The organism is Aliiroseovarius subalbicans (genome assembly GCF_022678625.1).
GTDB classification, from domain to species: Bacteria; Pseudomonadota; Alphaproteobacteria; order Rhodobacterales; family Rhodobacteraceae; genus Aliiroseovarius_A; species Aliiroseovarius_A subalbicans.
In genome coordinates this window covers 203996-221943 of the sequence record NZ_JALBYQ010000002.1, presented here as the reverse complement: position 1 = coordinate 221943, position 17948 = coordinate 203996, and the positions used below count along the sequence as shown (strand labels likewise).

Sequence of the window (17948 nt, the reverse complement as noted above, 5' to 3'; positions counted from 1 at the left end):
TTCTACAAAGTGCGCCTTGGGCGGTTGGATGGCAGCATCCGACCGCCCCTTTTCATTGTGTGGTCATTGCGTGGTCGACAGGATGACCTCAACCCGTCGGTTCTCTGCGCGGCCCTCATCAGTCTGGTTTGACGCGATCGGGGCCAAGAACCCCGCGCCTTCGGCCGCGACCTGCGCGGGGTCGACGCCGTGGCGGTCGATCAGCCGCTGACGCACCGATCCGGCCCGTTTCTTCGACAGGGCGACGTTGTTGGCAAGGCTTCCCACCGCGTCGGTATGCCCGACCAGCGTCACCCGTTTTGTGGGGTTGGCGGCCAGATAGCCGGCCAGTTCGGCCAGCGAGGCGAACGCGGCCTCGCCCAATGCCGACGACCCGGTCTGGAACACGAGGTCCCCCAGCAGGGCGTGGCCGGTCGTCTCCATCCGTGCGCCGATGCTTCCGACTGCCTGCGGGCTGGTCACCGCCACCGCCTTGGAGGAGGTCACGGTTTCCATCGGGGCGGTGTCATCGGCCGGGCCCAAGGTAACGACCTCGATATAAGCCGCGCCGGGGCTTCGGCTGATCAAAAGCGTCAGGTGAGAATCGCCTTTGCTGGCCGACAAAAACCGGAAATTCCCCAGATCCACATGCATGGCAGGCTCACCCAAAACCCGCGTTGCAAACCGGAAATCGAACCCGCCACAGCTGTCTTGCGAACAGGTGAACAGAATCTCATGCCCCTCATCGATCAACTGCGCCTTCAGAAGGTCTATCAGTTGAAACGTGGTCAGCGCGGTGCCGGACAACTGCCAAGCCTGAGCACGTAGCGCACCGGTCAGGGCCTTGTGGGCCATCTCACCGCCTTTGAACGCGCCGGTGGGCAACGCATATTCCGTGCGTGCGACGACCGTTTCTCCGGTCATGCTGGCCCCTGCGGGCAAATCCAGCGAAAACGCGGTCCCCGGCAAGGTCAGCAGGGCAGATATCAGTAGGCGGCGGATCATCTGTGTTGGGCGTGGTATTCTGCGTTGGGCTGCATCGCGGAGGCCGAGGCCATGCGGTTCGACATGTTGAAGAACCCAACGACGGCGGCAATGTCCCAGATGTCGCGGTCCGAGAACCCCACATCGCGCAGCGCCTGGCGGTCGGCTTCGGTGGTCTCGGACGAGGCTTTGCTGACCTGTTCGGAAAAGGCCAGCATCGCGTGTTGGCGCGCATCCAGATCGGCCATGCGCCAGTTCATCACCATGGCTTCGCCCAGCTCGGGCTTGCCCGACAACTGGCGTACGGCCGCGCCGTGGGCAACTTGGCAATACCAGCAACGGTTTAGCGAACTGACGACCACCGCGATCATCTCGCGCTCCAGCTTGGACAAGCCACTGTCCCCCAGCATCAGGTCGTTGTACATCGCCATGAACGGGCGCAATTTTTCCATGTCGAAGGCATAGGCCTGAAGCACATTGGGGACGATGCCCAGCTTCTCGTCACAAATGTCGAAATACTTCTGGATATCCTCGGGCAGAGGGTCCTGCATCGGCAGGTCCAATGCGGTTACGGTCTTGTCGCTCATCAAACTTCCCCTTTGATGCGGTAGTGGTAATGGCCGACCAGCTGCATGCCAAGGTTGGCATAAAGCGGATTGGCGGCATGGTTGCCCTGGGTCACGATCAGGCTCAGCACATTTGCGCCGTTGTCGTGCGCCCAGCGGGCGGCGTGCAGCAGCATGTTGCGGGCCGATCCCTTGCGGCGCAGGTTCGGGTCCACGTGGATGGCGTGTATCATGGCAATACCGTCATGAATGCCGATGAACCCAGCCCCCGCCGGGCTGTCATCGCTGCGCGCCAGCAGGCCGGATTTCGGCATCGGTGCACGGTCCATCACCGCGCGGCGCCCTGCGGTGATGCCGCCAGCCTCCCAAAGTTCGGTCATGATGTTCAGAGGCGGCCAAATCGCAAAGCCTGAGACCTTGGGTGGTTCTTCGTGTAACAGGTCCGCCACGTGGACGGCCCAGATGTTCACCGGGTCGATCACATTGTACCCGTGCGCCTCAAGCAGGTGGTCCAACGCCTCTTCGCCCTCGCGCACCTGAAACAACAACGGTTGGCCCCTGACGCGCAGGGTTACCTCGGCGGTTTTCAGGTCCACTTCGGTCGTCGGCCAATTTTCGGTCGCAGCCGACACGCGCTTTCCACCCCCGGCGCCATCGCGAAAGGTCCAGGCGCCCCGGGTCTCGGCTTTGGCGGGGGGCCAGGTGACCTCACAGACCTCAAGGAGTTTTTCGGCGGAAGGAAGCGGTGCGGTCATGTGTCCTCCGGAAAGACTTGGGACAGGGCCAGAATGGCGCCATCCACCCGCGCCCCGTCGGGACCACGAATGATGATATCGGCGCCGTAAGCCCCGTTGTGTTGGAACGGATAGGATCCGATCGACAGATCGGGAAAATCGGCGGCCAGGGCGGCAAGCGGGCCGGCAACGTCGCCTTCGCCCCGGTTTACGCGCAGGCTTTGCGACAGCAATGGTGCCCCCCCGGTCAGGGTCGGCAGAACGCTGGCAACCATCGCCTTGAACACCGACGGCACCCCGGCCATCACATGCACGTTGCGAATGGTAAAGCCGGGCGCGATCGACACCGGGTTGTCGATCAGGGTCGCGCTGTCGGGAATGCGTGCCATGCGCTTGCGCGCGGCGTTGAAGTCACGCCCGCTGGCCGCATAATGGTCGCCCAGCAGCCTGGCGGCATCTGCGCGCACGTCGATCCGGTCGCCAAAGGCTTCGGCCATGCAATCGGCAGTGATGTCGTCATGGGTTGGCCCGATCCCGCCCGAGGTAAAGACATGATCGACCCCCTCGGACAGCGCGCGCACGGCGGTCACGATGGCCGGGGCGTCATCCGACACCACGCGCACTTCTTTCAGGTCAATGCCATGCGCCGCCAACTCGCCCGCCAGGTAATGCATGTTCGCATCGCGGGTGCGGCCGGACAGGATTTCGTCTCCAATCACCAACATGGCAGCAGTGGGGTTGGGCATGGTGCGTTCCTTTCCTTCCCGGTATAGGCTCACCCCATGCGATTTCCCACCCCTCTTGTCCCCGCCCGACTGATCCGCCGCTACAAACGCTTTCTGGCCGATATCCGGCTTGAGGACGGGCGCGAGGTCACCGCCCATTGCGCCAATCCCGGCTCAATGATGGGGCTGAAGGACGAGGGGCTGAAGATCTGGGTCGAGCCCAACGACGACCCCAAGAAGAAGCTGAAATACGGCTGGCGATTGGTGGACCATGAAAACGGACATTTCACCGGGGTCGACACCAGCCTGCCCAACCGCATGCTGCGCGCGGCCTTCGAGGCGCATGAGGTGCCTGAATTGGCCGATCACCCCAACGTGCGGGCCGAGGTGAAATACGGCACGAACTCCCGCGTTGATTTCTTGATGAGCGGGGCGGGGCCGGACACCTATGTCGAGGTGAAATCGGTCACCTTGTCGCGCAAGTCCGGTCTGGCCGAATTCCCCGACAGCGTCACCGCGCGCGGGGCCAAGCACATGGCCGAGTTGGCCGAGATGACCCGACAAGGCCACCGCGCCGTTGTGTTCTTTTTGGTGCAGCGCACGGATTGCAGCGGTTTCGATCTGGCCCGGGACCTGGACCCGACCTATGCAGCGGCCTTCGACGCGGCCCGCGCGGCGGGGGTCCGGGCGCTTGTCTATGACACGCGGATCACACCCGATGGCGTCACCTTGGGTTCGCCTCTGGCATCAAACGCCTGACTGCCCTAAATAGGGCCAAAGGAATAAGGATCAGACCCTTGGACGACACCCGCGGACGCACCACCAAAGACGGCATTCGGATCTATCAACCGGGCGATTTCGCCGGCATGCACAAGGCTGGCGCCTTGGCCGCCGACATCCTGGACCGCATCGCGCCCCTGGTGGTGCCCGGCGTCAGCACCGGTGAACTGGACGCGGCGATCGAGGCGATGGTGGACGAGGCGCACGCGGTGTCCGCGACGATCGGCTACAAGGGCTATAAACACGCCAGCTGCATTTCGCTGAACCACGTGGTCTGCCACGGCATTCCGGGCGACAAGCGGGTGAAGGATGGCGATATCCTGAACGTCGATGTCACCGTGATCGTCGACGGCTGGTATGGCGACACGTCACGCATGTATGTCGCGGGCAAGCTGTCGCGCAAGGCCGAGCGGCTGATCCAGGTTACCCACGACGCCCTGATGAAGGGGATCGAGGCGGTGAAACCCGGCAACACCTTCGGTGACATCGGCCACGCCATTCAGGCTTACGTGGAAGCGCATCGCATGTCCGTGGTGCGCGATTTCTGTGGCCACGGCCTGGGCCGCGTGTTCCACGCCCCGCCCAACGTGCTGCACTATGGTCGCGCGGGCAGCGGGCCTGTGCTGGAGGAAGGCATGTTCTTTACCATTGAACCGATGGTGAACCTGGGCCGGCCTGAAACGAAAGTGCTGTCGGACGACTGGACCGCTGTGACGCGCGACAAGTCGCTATCTGCACAATTTGAACACTCAATCGGCGTAACTTCTGACGGCTTCGATATATTTACGTTGTCTCCGGCTGGAAAGTTTCACCCGACTTGGGGGTGAAGGCTGCGGTTTTGCAAGCATATTTACAGGCTAGCGCCCTGTAAATAAGGTTGATTTCACATTTTTCGCTAAATATATTTACAGAGGTTTATTTGTATTTGAATGCGACCCTGAGGATACCTACCTCTGTCTTGTCGGCGGCAAAATCGCCCCTGACGCATGACGAAAGGACCCCTGTGATGCAGAACTTCGTGAAAAAAGCCGCCCTGGCTGCCCTGTTCGCCACCACCGCCACCGCCGCCCTGGCGCAAGAGGTCACCTTGCGGTTCCAGCATTTCGTGTCACCACTGTCAGCGAACCCGACGCATTTCATGCAGCCTTGGGCGGACAAGATCGAAGCGGATTCGAATGGTCGGATCAAGGTTGAACTGTATCCCGCGATGCAGCTGGGCGGCAAAGCCCCGTCGCAATATGACCTGATCCGTGACGGCGCGATCGACGGCGGCTGGGTGATCCCCGGCTACCAACCCGGTCGTTTCCCCGAGGCCGAGGCGATGGAACTGCCCTTCATGGTCACAAAGTCCGGCGAAGAGGCGTCCAAAGCCGCCTGGGTCTTCACCCAGAAATACCTGATGGATGATTTTCGCGACGTGCACCTGATCGCCGCGCACATGCATGGTCGCGGGCTGGTTCACAAGAAAGGCCCGGCGGTTGCCAGTGTCGAGGATTTCAACGGGTTGAAACTGCGCGGCCCGTCGCGCACCGCAACGCTGCTGTTGGAAAAACTGGGAGCGACCCCGGTCGGCATGGCCGTGCCTGCCTTTCCCGAGGCGTTGGCCAAAGGCATCGTCGACGGTGGGGTGATCACCTGGGAAATGTCGCCGTCGCTGAAGCTGGACGAACTGACCGACAGCCACACCGACGTGGCCGGCGACAAATCGCTCTATAACCTCTATTTCATCTGGGCGATGAACAAGGCGAAGTATGACAGCCTGCCCGATGACCTGAAGGCGGTGATCGACGCGAATTCGGGCTTTTTCGCCTCGGCCTGGGCCGGACGCGCCCACGACACCGGCGATGTAACGGGCAAAGAGATCATGATGGCGGCGGGCAATGAGATTGCCACGCTGAGCGAGGCGGAAACCGACCGCATCCGTGACCTGGGCGCCGACGTGATCGCAGAGTGGATCGCGGACATGAACGCCAAAGGTCTGGACGGTGACGCCCTGGTGCGCGACGCCCGCGCAACGGTGGAAGTCACGCGCGCGCAGTAAGTCAGACCCAGACAAAAAACCAAAGCGCCCGGGTTAACCCTCGGGCGTTTCGTCGTTGGAACCCTGGGGTACCTCCCCTGTCAGGTCCCACACCCGATGCCGGGCTTCGGTGGCGCCGCCAGCCAGAACAGGTTGCGCCACGATCCCCCCAAAACGCGCTTCGGTTACAAAAACCGGACGGTCGTGGATCAGGCACAACGCGCCACCGCACTCGACCGGGTCACCCCCGTCAACCGCGCAGGAAAACCCGCCGGAAACCGGGGTGTTGGCGAAGGTCAGGCGCCGCCCGGTCCCATCCGTGGCCAAATCCCGACAGGCTTTGCAGAAATGCCAAGGGTATCGCGGCACGTGGGATTGCGGGGTGCAGCAGCCGGGGCAATGGTGTCGCATGGTCAGCCGAGCTCCAGGATCGAGATGACAGTATCCCCATAGCGGCGATCGTCCAGCATCGTCACCCCATCAGGCGGGATGATCTGGGCGCTGTCTTCCCAAACGATCAGGGCGCCGGGGGCGATCCAGCCCCTAACCAAAGCGGCCTGCATCGCCTTTTCGCCAAGCCCCTTGCCATAGGGCGGGTCCAGAAACACCAGGTCATGCGGCGTGCCTGCGCCCAGACGGGTGGCGTCGCGGCGCACAAGCTGGGTGTTGGCCTCGGCGCGGCACTTGGCGATATTCTCGCGAACCAGGCTTTGCGCCTTTCGTCCATCATCGACGAAGGTCACCTGCGCCGCGCCCCGGCTGAGCGCCTCAAGCCCCAGCGCACCGGTGCCCGCGAACAGATCCAGCACACGCGCATCGGTGATCGGGTCACTGAACCGTCCACCGGTCAGCATGGAAAACAGGCTTTCGCGCACGCGGTCGGTGGTCGGGCGCAGATGCGCGCCCGCATCCCCCTTGCCGACCGAAGCCAGCGTGAGGCCGCGAAACTGTCCGGCGATAATGCGCATTACATCAGGGACTTCAGGTCGGTTGACGGGTCAGTAACCGCGGCCTTATCCGGCGATTTCCCACCTTCGATCAGACGTTTCCCGATCATGTAGGCGCGCGGATCGTTCGCCGCATCCACCGCTAGAAGCGTGTCACCTTGGTAATACCAGAAGCTGACCGCACCTTCCTTGCCACCTGGACGCGTGACCACGTTGTCATAGCCCGTGTTCAGTCCGGCGATCTGCAATTTCACGTCATATTGGTCAGACCAGAACCACGGTTTCGCGACATAATCGACACCCTCGCCCATCATGTTGCGCGCCACGATTTCGGCCTGATCAATCGCGTTCGGCACGCTTTCAAGGCGAATGCGGCCCGCCTTGTAGGGGAAGCTGGCGCAATCCCCTGCGGCGAAGATCGACGGGTCTGATGTGCGCCCCTGCGCGTCGGTCTTGATCCCATCTTCGAGCTCCAGCCCAGCGGCCTCGGCCAGCATGGTGCCGGGGCGAATGCCGACGCCGACGATGACAAAATCGACCTCAAGCGACGTGCCATCCGATAGCGTCGCGCCGGTCACCCGGTCGTCCCCCGTCAGGATCTTCAGCCCGACCCCTTCACGGATCGTGACACCATGCGCCTGATGCAGGGCGCGGAAGTATTCCGAGGTTTCCGGCGCGGCAACCCGTTGCAGGATGCGGTCGGACATTTCAACCAAGGTGACAGACAGCCCCTTTTTGGCGGCCACCGCAGCAGCCTCCAGCCCGATATAGCCGCCCCCCACGATCAGGACGCGATGTCCTTCGACAAACTCAGGCTCCATCGCATCGACATCGGCCAGGGTTCGCACCACATGCACGCCCGGCAGGTCCCCGCCAATGGAGGCAGGCAGGCGGTTCGGGGTTGAACCGGTGGTCAGCGCAAGCTGGTCATAGGATAGGGCTTCCCCACCAACCGACACGGTCTTCGCCCCAGGGTCGATGGCATCGACACGTGTTTTCAGGCGCAGTGTAATGCCTTGATCCGCGTAAAAACTTTCAGGTCTGAGGTAAAGTCGCTCCAACTCCAAATCCCCCAGAAGATACGCCTTGGACAGTGGGGGACGTTGATAGGGCGGGGCGGGTTCCTCGCCGATCAGTGTGACCTGACCGTCAAACCCTGAGTTTCGCAACTTCGCGACCAGTGAGGCCCCAGCCTGACCGGCCCCGATGACGACAATGTGGCTCATCCCAACACCCTTTCTGGTGGGTTCGTATGATCGTCTACCTATTTGCGGCGCTTGCAGGGTGCAATTGCTTCCGCTGGCCTTAGATCGCCGCGACGACCTTTTCCAGCATATCGCGCACCTGTCCGGCGACGTTGGGCAGGTCTTCGTTCTCGATCGCGGCCATTGAGGCAACCGGATCAACCGCCGAGACCATTACGCCGCCGTCGACACTGCGCAGGATCACGTTGCACGGCAGCATGGCGCCGATCCGGGGCTCCATACCGATTGCCTGCCAAGCCATACCGGGGTTGCAGGCGCCCAGGATGCGGTAATCATCCATGTCCTTGTCGAGCTTCTTCTTCATCGTCGCTTTCACGTCGATCTCGGTCAGCACGCCAAAGCCGCCGTCCATCAGCGCCTTGCGCGCACGCGCATCGACCTCCTCGAAGCTGGCGTCGGTGATGGTGCGGTCAATCGTATAGGTCATGTTGGAATCCTCCTTCGGGTTGAAACAAATGTGGGGTTGGCAGGGCGGCGGGTCAATCGTCCGCGCGCCGGAACGGGCCCATATCGGTCAAAATCTCGATATCGTCGCCCACGGCGTCCGCTTCGGCGGTCACAAACTGCTGAACCGCGTCGCGAAATCCCGGGTCGGCGATCCAGTGCAGAGAGTGGGTGGCAACCGGTAAATAGCCACGTGCCAGCTTGTGCTCACCCTGGGCGCCCGCCTCAACCCGGCCCAAGCCATACGCCAGTGCATGGTCGATGGCTTGATAGTAGCAAAGTTCAAAATGCAAGCAGGGGTGATGTTCGCGCGCGCCCCAATAGCGACCGAAAAGCGTATCACGCCCGATGAAATTCAGCGCCCCGGCCACCGGCACCCCGTCCCGCTCGGCCATGACCAGAAGAATGTCGTCGCGCATCGTCTGGTGAATTTCGTCAAAGAAAGCGCGGGTCAGATAAGGGGTGCCCCACTTTCGGGCGCCGGTGTCTTGGTAAAAGCTCCAGAACGCATCCCAATGCGCGTCATCCAGCGCGTCGCCGGTTAGGCTAACGATTTTTCCGCCGAATGCCTGGGCTGTCGCCCGTTCCTTGCGCAGTGTTTTTCGTTTGCGCGACGACAGGTCACTCAGAAAGGCGTCAAAATCGACGTAGTCTTTGTTTTCCCAGTGGAATTGCTGCCCAACTCGGTGCATCAGGCCCATCTTTTCACCTGCTAGCGCCTCGGTCTTGGTACAAAAGGTGACATGCATTGACGATAGGGCGTTGTCGGCCGCAACCTGCACGGCGCCTTGGACCAGCGCGGCGGTGCCAGCGGTTTCATACCCCGGGCGGGTCAGGAGCCGTCGCCCGGTAACGGGGGTGAACGGCACTGCAATCTGCAGCTTCGGGTAATACTGCCCACCCGCACGGTCCAGAGCATGGGCCCAGGACTGATCAAAAACGTATTCGCCCTGGGAATGACCCTTGGCATACATCGGCGCGGCGGCGATCACCTGGTCGCCCTGATAGGCCGTCAGGTAGTGCGGCTCCCAACCGGTGCCCGGCCCGACACTGCCCGAGGTCTCGAGTGCGTGCAGGAATCTGTGCGTCGTGAAGGGGTCGATTGGCCGGGCGCTGCCTTCCGGGCAGGCACAGGCATCCCATTCAGCGGCGGGGATCGCCGCGATGCTGTCATGGATGCGCAGGCTGATGTCACTCAAAACTCACGCCTCATAGCCTTCGAACGTGATATTGTCAGCAATCTGGCGGGATGTTTCCTCGGCCTTTGCGCTTCGGATTGTCCAGGTCAGGACTGGAATGCCACGGCTCTTCAATCTGGATACATGCGGGCTTTTCAGGTCATTGACGTCGTGTGAAATGAAACTGGCGCCGACGCGGTCGAAATCCGGAATGCTGCGCAGAAACTTGCGCGTTGCGGCGGGCAGTAAGGGCCAGTTCACTTGCTTGAACGCGGCCGTGGTCAGGCCAAGGGGAAGCCCGTCGTGATGTTGCGAAAACGCTGCCACAGCGTGCGGGTTGAACGACATCACCGCAGCAGGGCCTTGATAAGACTTCAAAACTTCAGCGGCGACCTGTTCAAGTTGACCGGTGCGTGGCCCCATTGCGCCGTCCTGATCCTTGATTTCGATCAGCAGGGGCACCCGGCCATCGACCAGATCCAGCACATCGGTAAGCGTGGGGATACCTTCGTCGCCGTGGCGCAGGCGAATGCCGGACAGGTCCTTGGACATACGTTGCCGTACTGGGCCTTTCTCTGCCGTTAGCCGCTTCAAGTCATAGTCGTGAAACACCATCGCCTGACCGTCTGCGGACAGTTGCAGGTCAAGCTCGATGCCATAGCCGTGCGCGATGGCCGCTTCGAACGCCGCGCGGGAGTTTTCTGGGCGCCCGCTGGCCGCATCGTGAAACCCGCGATGCGCCAGCGGAGCCGTCAGGAAAAGGTCCGGAAGGATCATTTGATTTGGAAGATGCCCTCGATCTCGACCGCGACACCGAAGGGCAGGGACGCCGCCGACACTGCCGAACGGGAATGACGACCCGCATCACCCAGAGCTTCGACAAGGAAATCAGAGGCACCGTTCACGACCTTAGGCTGATCGCCGAAATCGCTGGTAGAATTCACGAAGCCGGTCAGTTTCACCACCCGCACCAGCCGGTCAAGGTCGCCATCGCACGCAGCTTTCACCTGCGACAGCAGGCCGATCGCGCAGGTTCGCGCTGCGGCAGCACCCGCTTCGGCGTCCATGTCTTCGCCCAGCTTGCCGGTGATGAAGCCGTCGGCGTTCATGCTGATCTGGCCCGAGACATAGACGATGTCGCCCACGCGCACGAAGGGCACATAGTTCGCCGCCGGGGCCGGGGCATCGGGCAGGGTGACACCCAGTTTGGCCAGGGTCTGTTCAAATCCGCTCATCTTCCACATCCTTTCGCGATCCAATGTCAAAGTGACGCTAGACGGGACAACGGCGGTTGAAAAGGGGTCAGCCTTCGCGGAAGGCCTTGTTGAAGTAATCCGCGAGCGGTTTCACCAGATAGGCGAGCGGTGAGCGGTCGTCGGTGCGCAGGAAACTGTCGACGGGCATCCCCGGGATCAGGGTCAGGCCTTCGGGCAGTTGGTCAAGCTCCCCATCCCCAAGGTGGATTTCAGCGCGGTAAAAACTGCGTCCGCTGGCTTCGTCCGTGAAGGCGTCGGCGGACAGTTTGACCACACGGCCTTTAAGCTGTGGTGTGGTGCGGCTGTCGAAGGCCGGGAAAGACAGGGTGACCTCTTGGCCGACAAAGACCTGATCCACATGAATCGGTTCGACCTGTGCTGCGATCACCAATGGGCGATCTTGAGGCACAAGGTAAAGCACTGGATCGGCGGGCCGTACAACAGCGCGCTCGGCAAAGATCGTGAGGCCCAGAACAATCCCCGACACCGGCGCGCGCAAGTCCAGGCGTTCGAGCCGTTCGTTCAGCGCTCGACGCTGCTCGCTCAGCTCCAGCTCGCGGAATTGCAGGTCGCGCAATTCGGTGATTGCCTCTTCCTGGCGTTGCGATCCCAAGGTCAGGATCTGGATCTCAATCTCGGTGATCCGCCCTTCGCTTTCGGCCTTGGATGCGATGATTTCACCCAGTTGGCCAAGGATTCCAGCCTCATTTCGTTGCAGGTCCAGCACGCGGGACGCCTGTGTCAAAGCCTTGTCCAACAGCGTTTTCTGGTTGGCGAGTTCGGTGCGCACCAGATCAAGCTGCTGATTAAGCGCTGTTTCCTGCGCCACCAGCCCGTCGATCTGGCTGCGGATTTGCCCGGTGCGTTTGTTCAGCTGGCTGACCTCGGCGGCAAGGGTTTCGGTGCGCGATGTGAAAAGCCGCTGCTGGCCCTCCATCTGCGCCTTCACACTTGGCTTTTGATCTGCAAGCTCAAGAAGTGTGGGATCGAAGGTGATTTTTGAAAGCTTATCGCGTTCGGCCTCCAACCGACCCCGGCGCGCCATGACCTCGTGCAGCTGACCTTCGACGATTGTGCGGTCGGACTTGAGCGCCGAAGCGTCCAGTCGCAACAAGATATCACCGGCCTGCACAACATCCCCTTCTCGCACTTGAATTGCGGAGACAACGCCGCCGTCGGGGTGCTGGACGACCTGGCGGTTCTGTTCGACTTCGATCGCCCCTTGGGTGACCACAGCGCCGGAAATGTTGGCGGTCACGGACCAGGTGCCAAAGCCGCCAACCAGAATGAAAAGCGCCAGAAGGCCAAGGATCACGGGGCCGCGTGCGGACCAGGCTTTGCGTGCCATCAGGTGACCCCCCCCAGCTTGTTGGCGCCCTGAATCTCGCTCGCGTTGCGCACGGTTTTTTCAAGGACTTCGTCCCGCGGGCCAAAGCCCCGCACCTGACCACCGTCGATCACCAGAAGGATTTCACATTCGCGGATCGCGTCTGGACGGTGCGCCATGATCATGACCGAGTTCCCGGCCGCCTTGTGGGCACGGATCGCGTTGTTCAACGCCAGCGTCCCATCGTTGTCGAGGTTCGAGTTCGGTTCATCCAGCACCAGCAGAACGGGTCCACCATACAATGCGCGGGCCAAGCCGATGCGTTGCATCTGTCCGCCAGACAACATGCCGCCGCCGCTGGACACACGGGTGTCATAGCCGTCGGGCAGGTGCAGGATCATATCATGCGCTGCAGCCTTGCGCGCGGCAGACACAACGGCGTTGTCATCGGGTTTTAGCGCAAGGCCCGCGATGTTTTCCGCGATCGTCCCTTCGAACAATTGAACCCGTTGCGGCAAGTAACCGATATGTTCGCCCAGCACGGCCGGGTCGAACTGGTCAAGCGCCGCGCCGTCTAGACGGATTTTGCCGCCAGCGGGGCGCCAAACCCCGGTTATGGCGCGCGCCAGCGTTGATTTCCCTGCGCCTGACGGCCCGATGACCCCAAGCGCTTGCCCGGGAATGATTTCGAAATTCACCATCCGCAGTGACGCCTGAGACTGGCCCGGCGGTACGATGGTCAGGTTTTCGGCTTTCACATGAGCCTTTGGGCGTGGCAACTGCGTGCGCGCCACATCTTCGGGGACTTCGGCCAGAAGCTCTCCAAGGTTACGCCAGCCGCTGCGCGCGCGCTGGATCATATGCCACTGCCCGATGGCCAGATCGACCGGTGCAAGAGCCCGGCCCAACAAAATCGACCCAGCGATCATTGCGCCGGCAGTCAATTCGTTTTGCAGCACCAGATACGCGCCAAGACCCAGCATCGCCGATTGCAAAAACAGGCGGAAAGTTTTGGACAGGACAGAAAAACGGCCGGTTGCATCCGCCGCGCGGATGCTTTCCGACAATGCCTGGTTGCGGGCGATCGACCAGCGCGCAAACCCCGCGTCGGCCATGCCCAGGGCGCGCACCATTTCGGCTTCGTCCTTGAGCTGGCTTGCCAGATGCTCAGCACCTAAAGACGCGATCTGCGCCTGTTCCGAGGGACCCCGTGTCGTCAGCTGATTCAGCACAGTGATCAGGACCAGAACCAGTCCGCCCCCCAGCGCCAGCATGCCCAGCCAAGTGTGGAAGATCAGGATGCCGGTCAGGAAAACGGGTGTCCAGGGCAGGTCATAAAGCGCGGTGAAGACGGGCGAAGACAGCAAGCGTTGCACCGCTTCCAGATCGCGCAGATTGTTCACCACCGTATCGGGGCGGTTCGAGGTGGACGACTTGCGCAGAACGGCGGAAAACACCCGCTTGTCCAGCCGCGCTTGGAACCCTGCGCCGACCCGGGCCAGGATCCTGCCGCGGGCATAGTCCAGCACACCCATCATGGCGAACAGGAAGGTCATCAGGATCGCCAGCGCAAACAGGGTTTCTTCGCTGCGGCTGCCCAGAACCCGGTCATAGACCTGAAGCATGAACAGAGGCCCGGTCAGCATCAGGAGGTTCACGAAGACTGAAAAAAGCCCGGCCATCCAGAACAGCCCGCGCGCTTCGCGCCGTGCGGTGCGAAGCTCATTCAGCCCCTGTTCGCGATCTGCTGCCCTCATAGGTCTCAATCTGCCCTGTTGTCGTCGCCTGTCCGGTCCTCTAGCGGAAAACCGCGCCGAATTGTCGCCAAATAGTCACATCTTCTTGCTGCCATTTGGTTAAAGGATGGGCTATCTGTCATCATCTACTATGTCAGAGTTACCCGGGGCTGAAGAGAGAAATCCAGTGATTTTTGCTGCCACACGACCATTTCGTCGCCTGTTGCCCATCGTGGCACTTGCAGCATTGGCGGCCTGCGCCAAGGCGCCCGCGCCCAGCGGGCAGGCAGACCCGCATGAAGTGGCCAACCGTCGCACGCACGAAGCCAACCTGAGATTCGACCGCGCGTTCTTTGCGCCCACCTCAAATGCCTATGGCACCATCCTGCCGCAGCCCGTGCGCCAAGGCGTGTCGCAGTTTTCGAGCAACATCAGCCTGCCGGGTACAATGGTGAACCAGCTGTTGCAGGGCGAAGTCGAAGACGCGGTGCACAATGCGGTGCGTTTTTTGTTCAACACGACGCTGGGCGTGGCAGGGATTTTCGATATCGCGACCGACATCGGGCTTGAGGAACGCGACACCGATTTCGGCGAAACCCTGCATGTCTGGGGCTTTGCCGAAGGCGACTACGTCGTGCTGCCCTTCTTCGGCCCATCGACCGAGCGTGATGCCTTCGGCACCGCGGTTGATTTCTTCATCAACCCACTTAGCTATGTCATACCGAAGCCCGAAGGCTATCTGTCCCCAGCGTCCGAGGTGATTTCGCGGTTCGGGGATCGCTATGACTACGGCGATACCTTCGACGCGCTTCTGTATGAAAGTGCAGACGGGTATGCGACGGCGCGTCTGTTCTATCTGGATAGCCGACGCTATGATTTGGGTGTCGAGGTCGAAGACGATGATCTCTATGATCTTTATGAGGAAGTCTATGAGTAACAGCCCCCTTTCCCTTGGTCGTCGCGCCGTTCTGGCGGGGCTTGCTGGTGGCGCCGCCGCGCTAACATTGCCGCGCACAGCGCTGGCGTTTTCGGTGGAACGCGCCCGGGCGATGATCGACAACGTCGTGCGCGACATCAACAAGATCATCGGCAGTGGCAAGTCCGAAGCCGGTATGATCAAGGATTTTGAGAAGCTTTTCTCAACCTACGGCGACGTGCCGCGCATTGCGGCCCTCGTTCTGGGGCCGGATGGCCGTACCGCCAGTTCCTCGCAGCGCAGCGCCTTTGCCAAGGCGTTCCAGGGCTACATGAGCCGCAAATACGGCCGCCGTTTCCGTGAATTCATCGGTGGTAGCATCGAGGTGCAGGGCGCCAAGGCGGTCAAGAGCTTCTATGAGGTCACGACAATGACCCGCCTGAAGGGCCGCGCGCCGTTCGAGGTTGTGTTCGTGGTGGCCGACAAGAATGGCAAGTTCATCGACATGAAGATCGAAGGCATCAGTCTGGTGAAGTCCGAGCGCAGCGAAATCGGCGCGCTTCTGGATAAGCGCAAGGGTGATCTGAATCGTCTGATTGCGGATCTTAAAAAGATCTGACCGGACGCGGAATGACGCAAAGACCTTCGGGGCCGTGCCAGCTGCACGGCCCTTTTCTTTTGCTCAGTTGTTGCCAAGCCCCAGAATCGAACGCAGCACGTCGAGGATCACATCCTCGCCGCGAATATTGCCGCCCGGGGTGACCGGGCGCGGCGCGGTCTGCGGCGCAGGCGTGGTGATACGATCCGGGGCCGGGCGGATCATCGGCAGGGGCGTGGCGGGCAAGTCGGCATGGACCCGCGTCATCGTCTCGTGCCAGATATCTGCCGGAAGGCCCCCGCCAGTGACGCCTTTCAGTGGCGTGTTGTCATCATAGCCCATCCAGACCCCAGCCACGTAATCGGCGGTAAAGCCCAGGAACCAGGCATCGCGCGCGGCCTGGGTGGTGCCGGTCTTGCCCGCCGCCTCGCGCCCATCAAGCCGCGCCCGCTGGCCGGTGCCGTTTTGCACCACATCGTGCATCATGAAGATCAGCTGCTCGGCCGCCTGAGGTGAAATCACGCGTTCACCAATGCCACCCGACTGGGTCATCAGCGGCGCTTCGTCCCCCATCAGGCGCAGGTCGATCAGGCCATAGGGCGTGACCGAGGATCCACCGTTCAGGATGCCAGCATAGGCGCCTGTCATCTCCAACAGAGACGATTCCGATGCCCCCAGCGCCAGCGCCGGTCCCAGCGCCAAATCACTTTCGATGCCAAAGCTGGCTGCAGCGGTGCGCACGTTTTCACGCCCCACGGCTTCGGACAGGCGCACGGCGGGGGTGTTCAATGAATGGCGCAGAGCCTCGGTCAGGGTGACCGTGCCTTTGTATTCACCGGTGTAGTTACGCGGGCTCCAGGGGCCCGATCCGGGAATGTTGATCGTCAGGGGCGCGTCCTCGATAAAGCTGTCCCAGGTGTAGCCAAGGTCCAGCGCCACGCCATAGACGAAGGGCTTGAAGGCCGATCCGGTCTGCCGCTTGGCCTGTGTGGCGCGGTTGAAGGCGCCGGTGACCTTTGTCTGGCGCCCGCCAACCATGGCACGCACGGCGCCATCGGCGGACATCACCACGATGGCGGCCTGTGCTTTGGACCCTTCGCGCACCTTGTTTTCGAACACCCATTTCATCGCCGCCTCGGCCGCACGCTGGATGTCCTGGTCCAGTGTAGTGCGAATGATCACGTCTTCGGTCGTGTCGCGGGTCAGGAAATCGGGGCCTTCGCCCATCACCCAATCGGCGAAATAGCCGCCCGCGCGCGCCTGTGCAGCAGGCGACAGGGTTGCGGGCGCGGCCACGGCGGCGGCGCGGTCTGTTGCGCTGATAAAGCCCTGCTCAAACATCAGCTTCAGAACCGTTTCGGCCCGATCCTGCGACCGTTGCAGGTTGTTGGTGGGCGCAAAACGCGTGGGAGCGGTCAGCATGCCCGCCATCATCGCCGCCTCGGCCACCGAGGCCTGCGCGGCGGAATGGCCAAAGTACCGTTGGCTGGCGGCTTCGAAGCCGAAGCTGCCCGACCCCAGGAAGGCGCGGTTGAGGTAGATCGTCAGGATGTCATCCTTGGAATACTTGACCTCAAGCGCCATCGCGTAAACGGCTTCTTTCAGCTTGCGCCACAAGGACCCCTGGCGGCAGTCCCTTTCATAGGCCGCTTCGCTGTCCCAAGCGGCCGGATCGTAGGGCACGCCAAGGCACAGAAGCTTTGCCACCTGTTGCGTCAGGGTCGACCCGCCATGACCCGACAAGGGCCCGCGCCCTTCCGACAGGTTGATGCGCACCGCCGAGGCGATCCCGCGCGGCGACAGGCCAAAATGGCGATAAAAACGCTTGTCCTCGGTCGCGACAACGGCGTTCTTGACCGCCGGGGCAACGGTGTCCGCGGTCACGATGCCGCCAAACCGGTCGCCGCGCCACGCAAAGGTCGCGTCATTGCGGTCCAGCATCGTGACCGATCCTTTCGCCCGACCGTCCAGCAATTCGTTCAGCGGCGGTAGGGTGGAGGAGAAATAGAACACTGCCATCGCAAGGAGAAGCGCGACCACGACGCCACCCTTCCAGGTGAAGCGCCAAATCAGGCGCAGAACCCAGCTGATCCCGGCCAGCGGCCAGGCGATCAGGGCGGGAAGCTTGCGGTTGGGCTTTCGCGACGGCTTGCGGGCGGGTTTTCGGGTCGGCTTGCGCGTGGGTTTGCGCGCAGCTTTTGTCGCCGGCTTTTTCGCCGGCTTCGGTTTTCCATATCGCTTGTCCGCCACCAGGGGCGGCTTTTTCCTGCCTGAACCAGCCATAAGCCTGCTACTCGATCTGCTTTGTTTTTTTGCAGAATAACGAAGTCAGTCGCGAATGACGAGGGGAGAGACCTGGCCTGTTCCCCTTTCCGCCGCGCTGAAAAAACAGGCACCGAGGTGATTCTCTGCGGGAAAAATCCTCAATTGCCTGTTTTCTGCACTTTGTTTGCCCCCGGTTTTCTTGTTCTGCACTGCAGCATGCGCCTTGTT

At 61.8% G+C, this 17948-nt stretch carries 19 protein-coding genes; 5 read left to right on the top strand and 14 right to left on the bottom strand.

Annotated elements, in window-relative coordinates; all coding sequences use genetic code 11:
• Positions 1-63 precede the first annotated feature (63 nt).
• From MN188_RS08865 to MN188_RS08850, 4 genes are read right to left on the bottom strand one after another with little or no spacing between them, the layout of a single operon-like run.
• Complete coding sequence (locus MN188_RS08865) at positions 64-984, bottom strand: OmpA family protein (RefSeq protein ID WP_242108103.1); 921 nt, start codon at positions 982-984, stop codon at positions 64-66.
• Positions 981-1550, bottom strand: coding sequence for a peroxidase-related enzyme (locus tag MN188_RS08860; RefSeq protein ID WP_242108101.1), 570 nt, complete (start codon positions 1548-1550; stop codon positions 981-983). The genes MN188_RS08865 and MN188_RS08860 overlap by 4 nt, the downstream gene beginning before the upstream one ends.
• A complete protein-coding gene (locus MN188_RS08855; protein WP_242108099.1) occupies positions 1550-2284 on the bottom strand; it encodes a GNAT family N-acetyltransferase in 735 nt (244 codons plus the stop codon). Before MN188_RS08855 ends, MN188_RS08860 begins: the two co-directional genes overlap by 1 nt.
• On the bottom strand, positions 2281-3009 hold the full coding sequence (locus tag MN188_RS08850) for a competence/damage-inducible protein A (protein ID WP_242108091.1): 729 nt from the start codon (positions 3007-3009) through the stop codon (positions 2281-2283). The genes MN188_RS08855 and MN188_RS08850 overlap by 4 nt, the downstream gene beginning before the upstream one ends.
• A gap of 36 nt (positions 3010-3045) precedes the next feature.
• Here MN188_RS08850 and sfsA point away from each other — a divergent pair, with 36 nt between their 5' ends.
• From sfsA to MN188_RS08835, 3 genes are all read left to right on the top strand, one after another.
• On the top strand, positions 3046-3747 hold the full coding sequence (sfsA, locus tag MN188_RS08845) for a DNA/RNA nuclease SfsA (protein WP_242108089.1): 702 nt from the start codon (positions 3046-3048) through the stop codon (positions 3745-3747).
• Between the two features lie 38 nt (positions 3748-3785).
• Positions 3786-4595, top strand: a complete 810-nt coding sequence (gene map / locus MN188_RS08840; protein WP_242108086.1) for a type I methionyl aminopeptidase — start codon at positions 3786-3788, stop codon at positions 4593-4595.
• A 179-nt stretch (positions 4596-4774) separates the two neighbouring features.
• Entirely contained in the window at positions 4775-5809 is a 1035-nt protein-coding gene (locus MN188_RS08835; RefSeq protein WP_242108084.1) for a TRAP transporter substrate-binding protein, read from the top strand.
• A gap of 33 nt (positions 5810-5842) precedes the next feature.
• On the opposite strand, the gene MN188_RS08830 is transcribed toward MN188_RS08835, so the two are convergent.
• The 9 genes from MN188_RS08830 to MN188_RS08790 form a co-directional block, all read right to left on the bottom strand.
• Positions 5843-6157, bottom strand: coding sequence for a hypothetical protein (locus tag MN188_RS08830; protein ID WP_242108077.1), 315 nt, complete (start codon positions 6155-6157; stop codon positions 5843-5845).
• A gap of 44 nt (positions 6158-6201) precedes the next feature.
• A complete protein-coding gene (gene rsmD, locus MN188_RS08825; protein WP_242108075.1) occupies positions 6202-6756 on the bottom strand; it encodes a 16S rRNA (guanine(966)-N(2))-methyltransferase RsmD in 555 nt (184 codons plus the stop codon).
• On the bottom strand, positions 6756-7961 hold the full coding sequence (locus MN188_RS08820) for an NAD(P)/FAD-dependent oxidoreductase (protein ID WP_242108064.1): 1206 nt from the start codon (positions 7959-7961) through the stop codon (positions 6756-6758). Before MN188_RS08820 ends, rsmD begins: the two co-directional genes overlap by 1 nt.
• A gap of 79 nt (positions 7962-8040) precedes the next feature.
• Positions 8041-8427, bottom strand: coding sequence for a DUF302 domain-containing protein (locus MN188_RS08815; protein ID WP_242108062.1), 387 nt, complete (start codon positions 8425-8427; stop codon positions 8041-8043).
• Positions 8428-8479: 52 nt separating this feature from the next.
• A complete protein-coding gene (locus MN188_RS08810) occupies positions 8480-9643 on the bottom strand; it encodes a GNAT family N-acetyltransferase (protein ID WP_242108059.1) in 1164 nt (387 codons plus the stop codon).
• Positions 9644-9646: 3 nt separating this feature from the next.
• A complete protein-coding gene (locus MN188_RS08805) occupies positions 9647-10399 on the bottom strand; it encodes a glycerophosphodiester phosphodiesterase family protein (RefSeq protein ID WP_242108057.1) in 753 nt (250 codons plus the stop codon).
• Positions 10396-10857, bottom strand: a complete 462-nt coding sequence (locus MN188_RS08800) for a RidA family protein (protein WP_242108055.1) — start codon at positions 10855-10857, stop codon at positions 10396-10398. Before MN188_RS08800 ends, MN188_RS08805 begins: the two co-directional genes overlap by 4 nt.
• Before the next feature lie 67 nt (positions 10858-10924).
• On the bottom strand, positions 10925-12226 hold the full coding sequence (locus tag MN188_RS08795; RefSeq protein WP_242108053.1) for an HlyD family type I secretion periplasmic adaptor subunit: 1302 nt from the start codon (positions 12224-12226) through the stop codon (positions 10925-10927).
• Positions 12226-13962: a type I secretion system permease/ATPase gene (locus tag MN188_RS08790; protein ID WP_242108051.1), complete on the bottom strand. Its 1737-nt coding sequence runs from the start codon at positions 13960-13962 to the stop codon at positions 12226-12228. Before MN188_RS08790 ends, MN188_RS08795 begins: the two co-directional genes overlap by 1 nt.
• 211 nt (positions 13963-14173) lie before the next feature.
• On the opposite strand from MN188_RS08790, the gene MN188_RS08785 reads away from it, so the two are divergent.
• Positions 14174-14878, top strand: coding sequence for an MlaA family lipoprotein (locus MN188_RS08785; protein WP_242108049.1), 705 nt, complete (start codon positions 14174-14176; stop codon positions 14876-14878).
• A complete protein-coding gene (locus MN188_RS08780) occupies positions 14871-15476 on the top strand; it encodes an MlaC/ttg2D family ABC transporter substrate-binding protein (protein WP_242108046.1) in 606 nt (201 codons plus the stop codon). Before MN188_RS08785 ends, MN188_RS08780 begins: the two co-directional genes overlap by 8 nt.
• A gap of 63 nt (positions 15477-15539) precedes the next feature.
• Here MN188_RS08780 and MN188_RS08775 read toward each other — a convergent pair whose 3' ends face one another.
• Entirely contained in the window at positions 15540-17738 is a 2199-nt protein-coding gene (locus MN188_RS08775) for a transglycosylase domain-containing protein (protein WP_242108037.1), read from the bottom strand.
• Positions 17739-17948: the final 210 nt, after the last annotated feature.

Excerpts from the sequence above, each read along its gene's own strand:
- MN188_RS08780 (WP_242108046.1), top strand. The coding sequence starts at position 14,871 with ATGAGTAACAGCCCCCTTTCCCTTGGTCGTCGCGCCGTTCTGGCGGGG.
- MN188_RS08850 (WP_242108091.1), bottom strand. The coding sequence starts at position 3,009 with ATGCCCAACCCCACTGCTGCCATGTTGGTGATTGGAGACGAAATCCTG.
- sfsA (WP_242108089.1), top strand. The coding sequence starts at position 3,046 with ATGCGATTTCCCACCCCTCTTGTCCCCGCCCGACTGATCCGCCGCTAC.
- MN188_RS08800 (WP_242108055.1), bottom strand. The coding sequence starts at position 10,857 with ATGAGCGGATTTGAACAGACCCTGGCCAAACTGGGTGTCACCCTGCCC.
- MN188_RS08855 (WP_242108099.1), bottom strand. The coding sequence starts at position 2,284 with ATGACCGCACCGCTTCCTTCCGCCGAAAAACTCCTTGAGGTCTGTGAG.
- MN188_RS08865 (WP_242108103.1), bottom strand. The coding sequence starts at position 984 with ATGATCCGCCGCCTACTGATATCTGCCCTGCTGACCTTGCCGGGGACC.
- MN188_RS08835 (WP_242108084.1), top strand. The coding sequence starts at position 4,775 with ATGCAGAACTTCGTGAAAAAAGCCGCCCTGGCTGCCCTGTTCGCCACC.
- MN188_RS08815 (WP_242108062.1), bottom strand. The coding sequence starts at position 8,427 with ATGACCTATACGATTGACCGCACCATCACCGACGCCAGCTTCGAGGAG.
- MN188_RS08795 (WP_242108053.1), bottom strand. The coding sequence starts at position 12,226 with ATGGCACGCAAAGCCTGGTCCGCACGCGGCCCCGTGATCCTTGGCCTT.
- MN188_RS08820 (WP_242108064.1), bottom strand. The coding sequence starts at position 7,961 with ATGAGCCACATTGTCGTCATCGGGGCCGGTCAGGCTGGGGCCTCACTG.
- MN188_RS08805 (WP_242108057.1), bottom strand. The coding sequence starts at position 10,399 with ATGATCCTTCCGGACCTTTTCCTGACGGCTCCGCTGGCGCATCGCGGG.
- rsmD (WP_242108075.1), bottom strand. The coding sequence starts at position 6,756 with ATGCGCATTATCGCCGGACAGTTTCGCGGCCTCACGCTGGCTTCGGTC.
- MN188_RS08790 (WP_242108051.1), bottom strand. The coding sequence starts at position 13,962 with ATGAGGGCAGCAGATCGCGAACAGGGGCTGAATGAGCTTCGCACCGCA.
- MN188_RS08775 (WP_242108037.1), bottom strand. The coding sequence starts at position 17,738 with ATGGCTGGTTCAGGCAGGAAAAAGCCGCCCCTGGTGGCGGACAAGCGA.
- MN188_RS08860 (WP_242108101.1), bottom strand. The coding sequence starts at position 1,550 with ATGAGCGACAAGACCGTAACCGCATTGGACCTGCCGATGCAGGACCCT.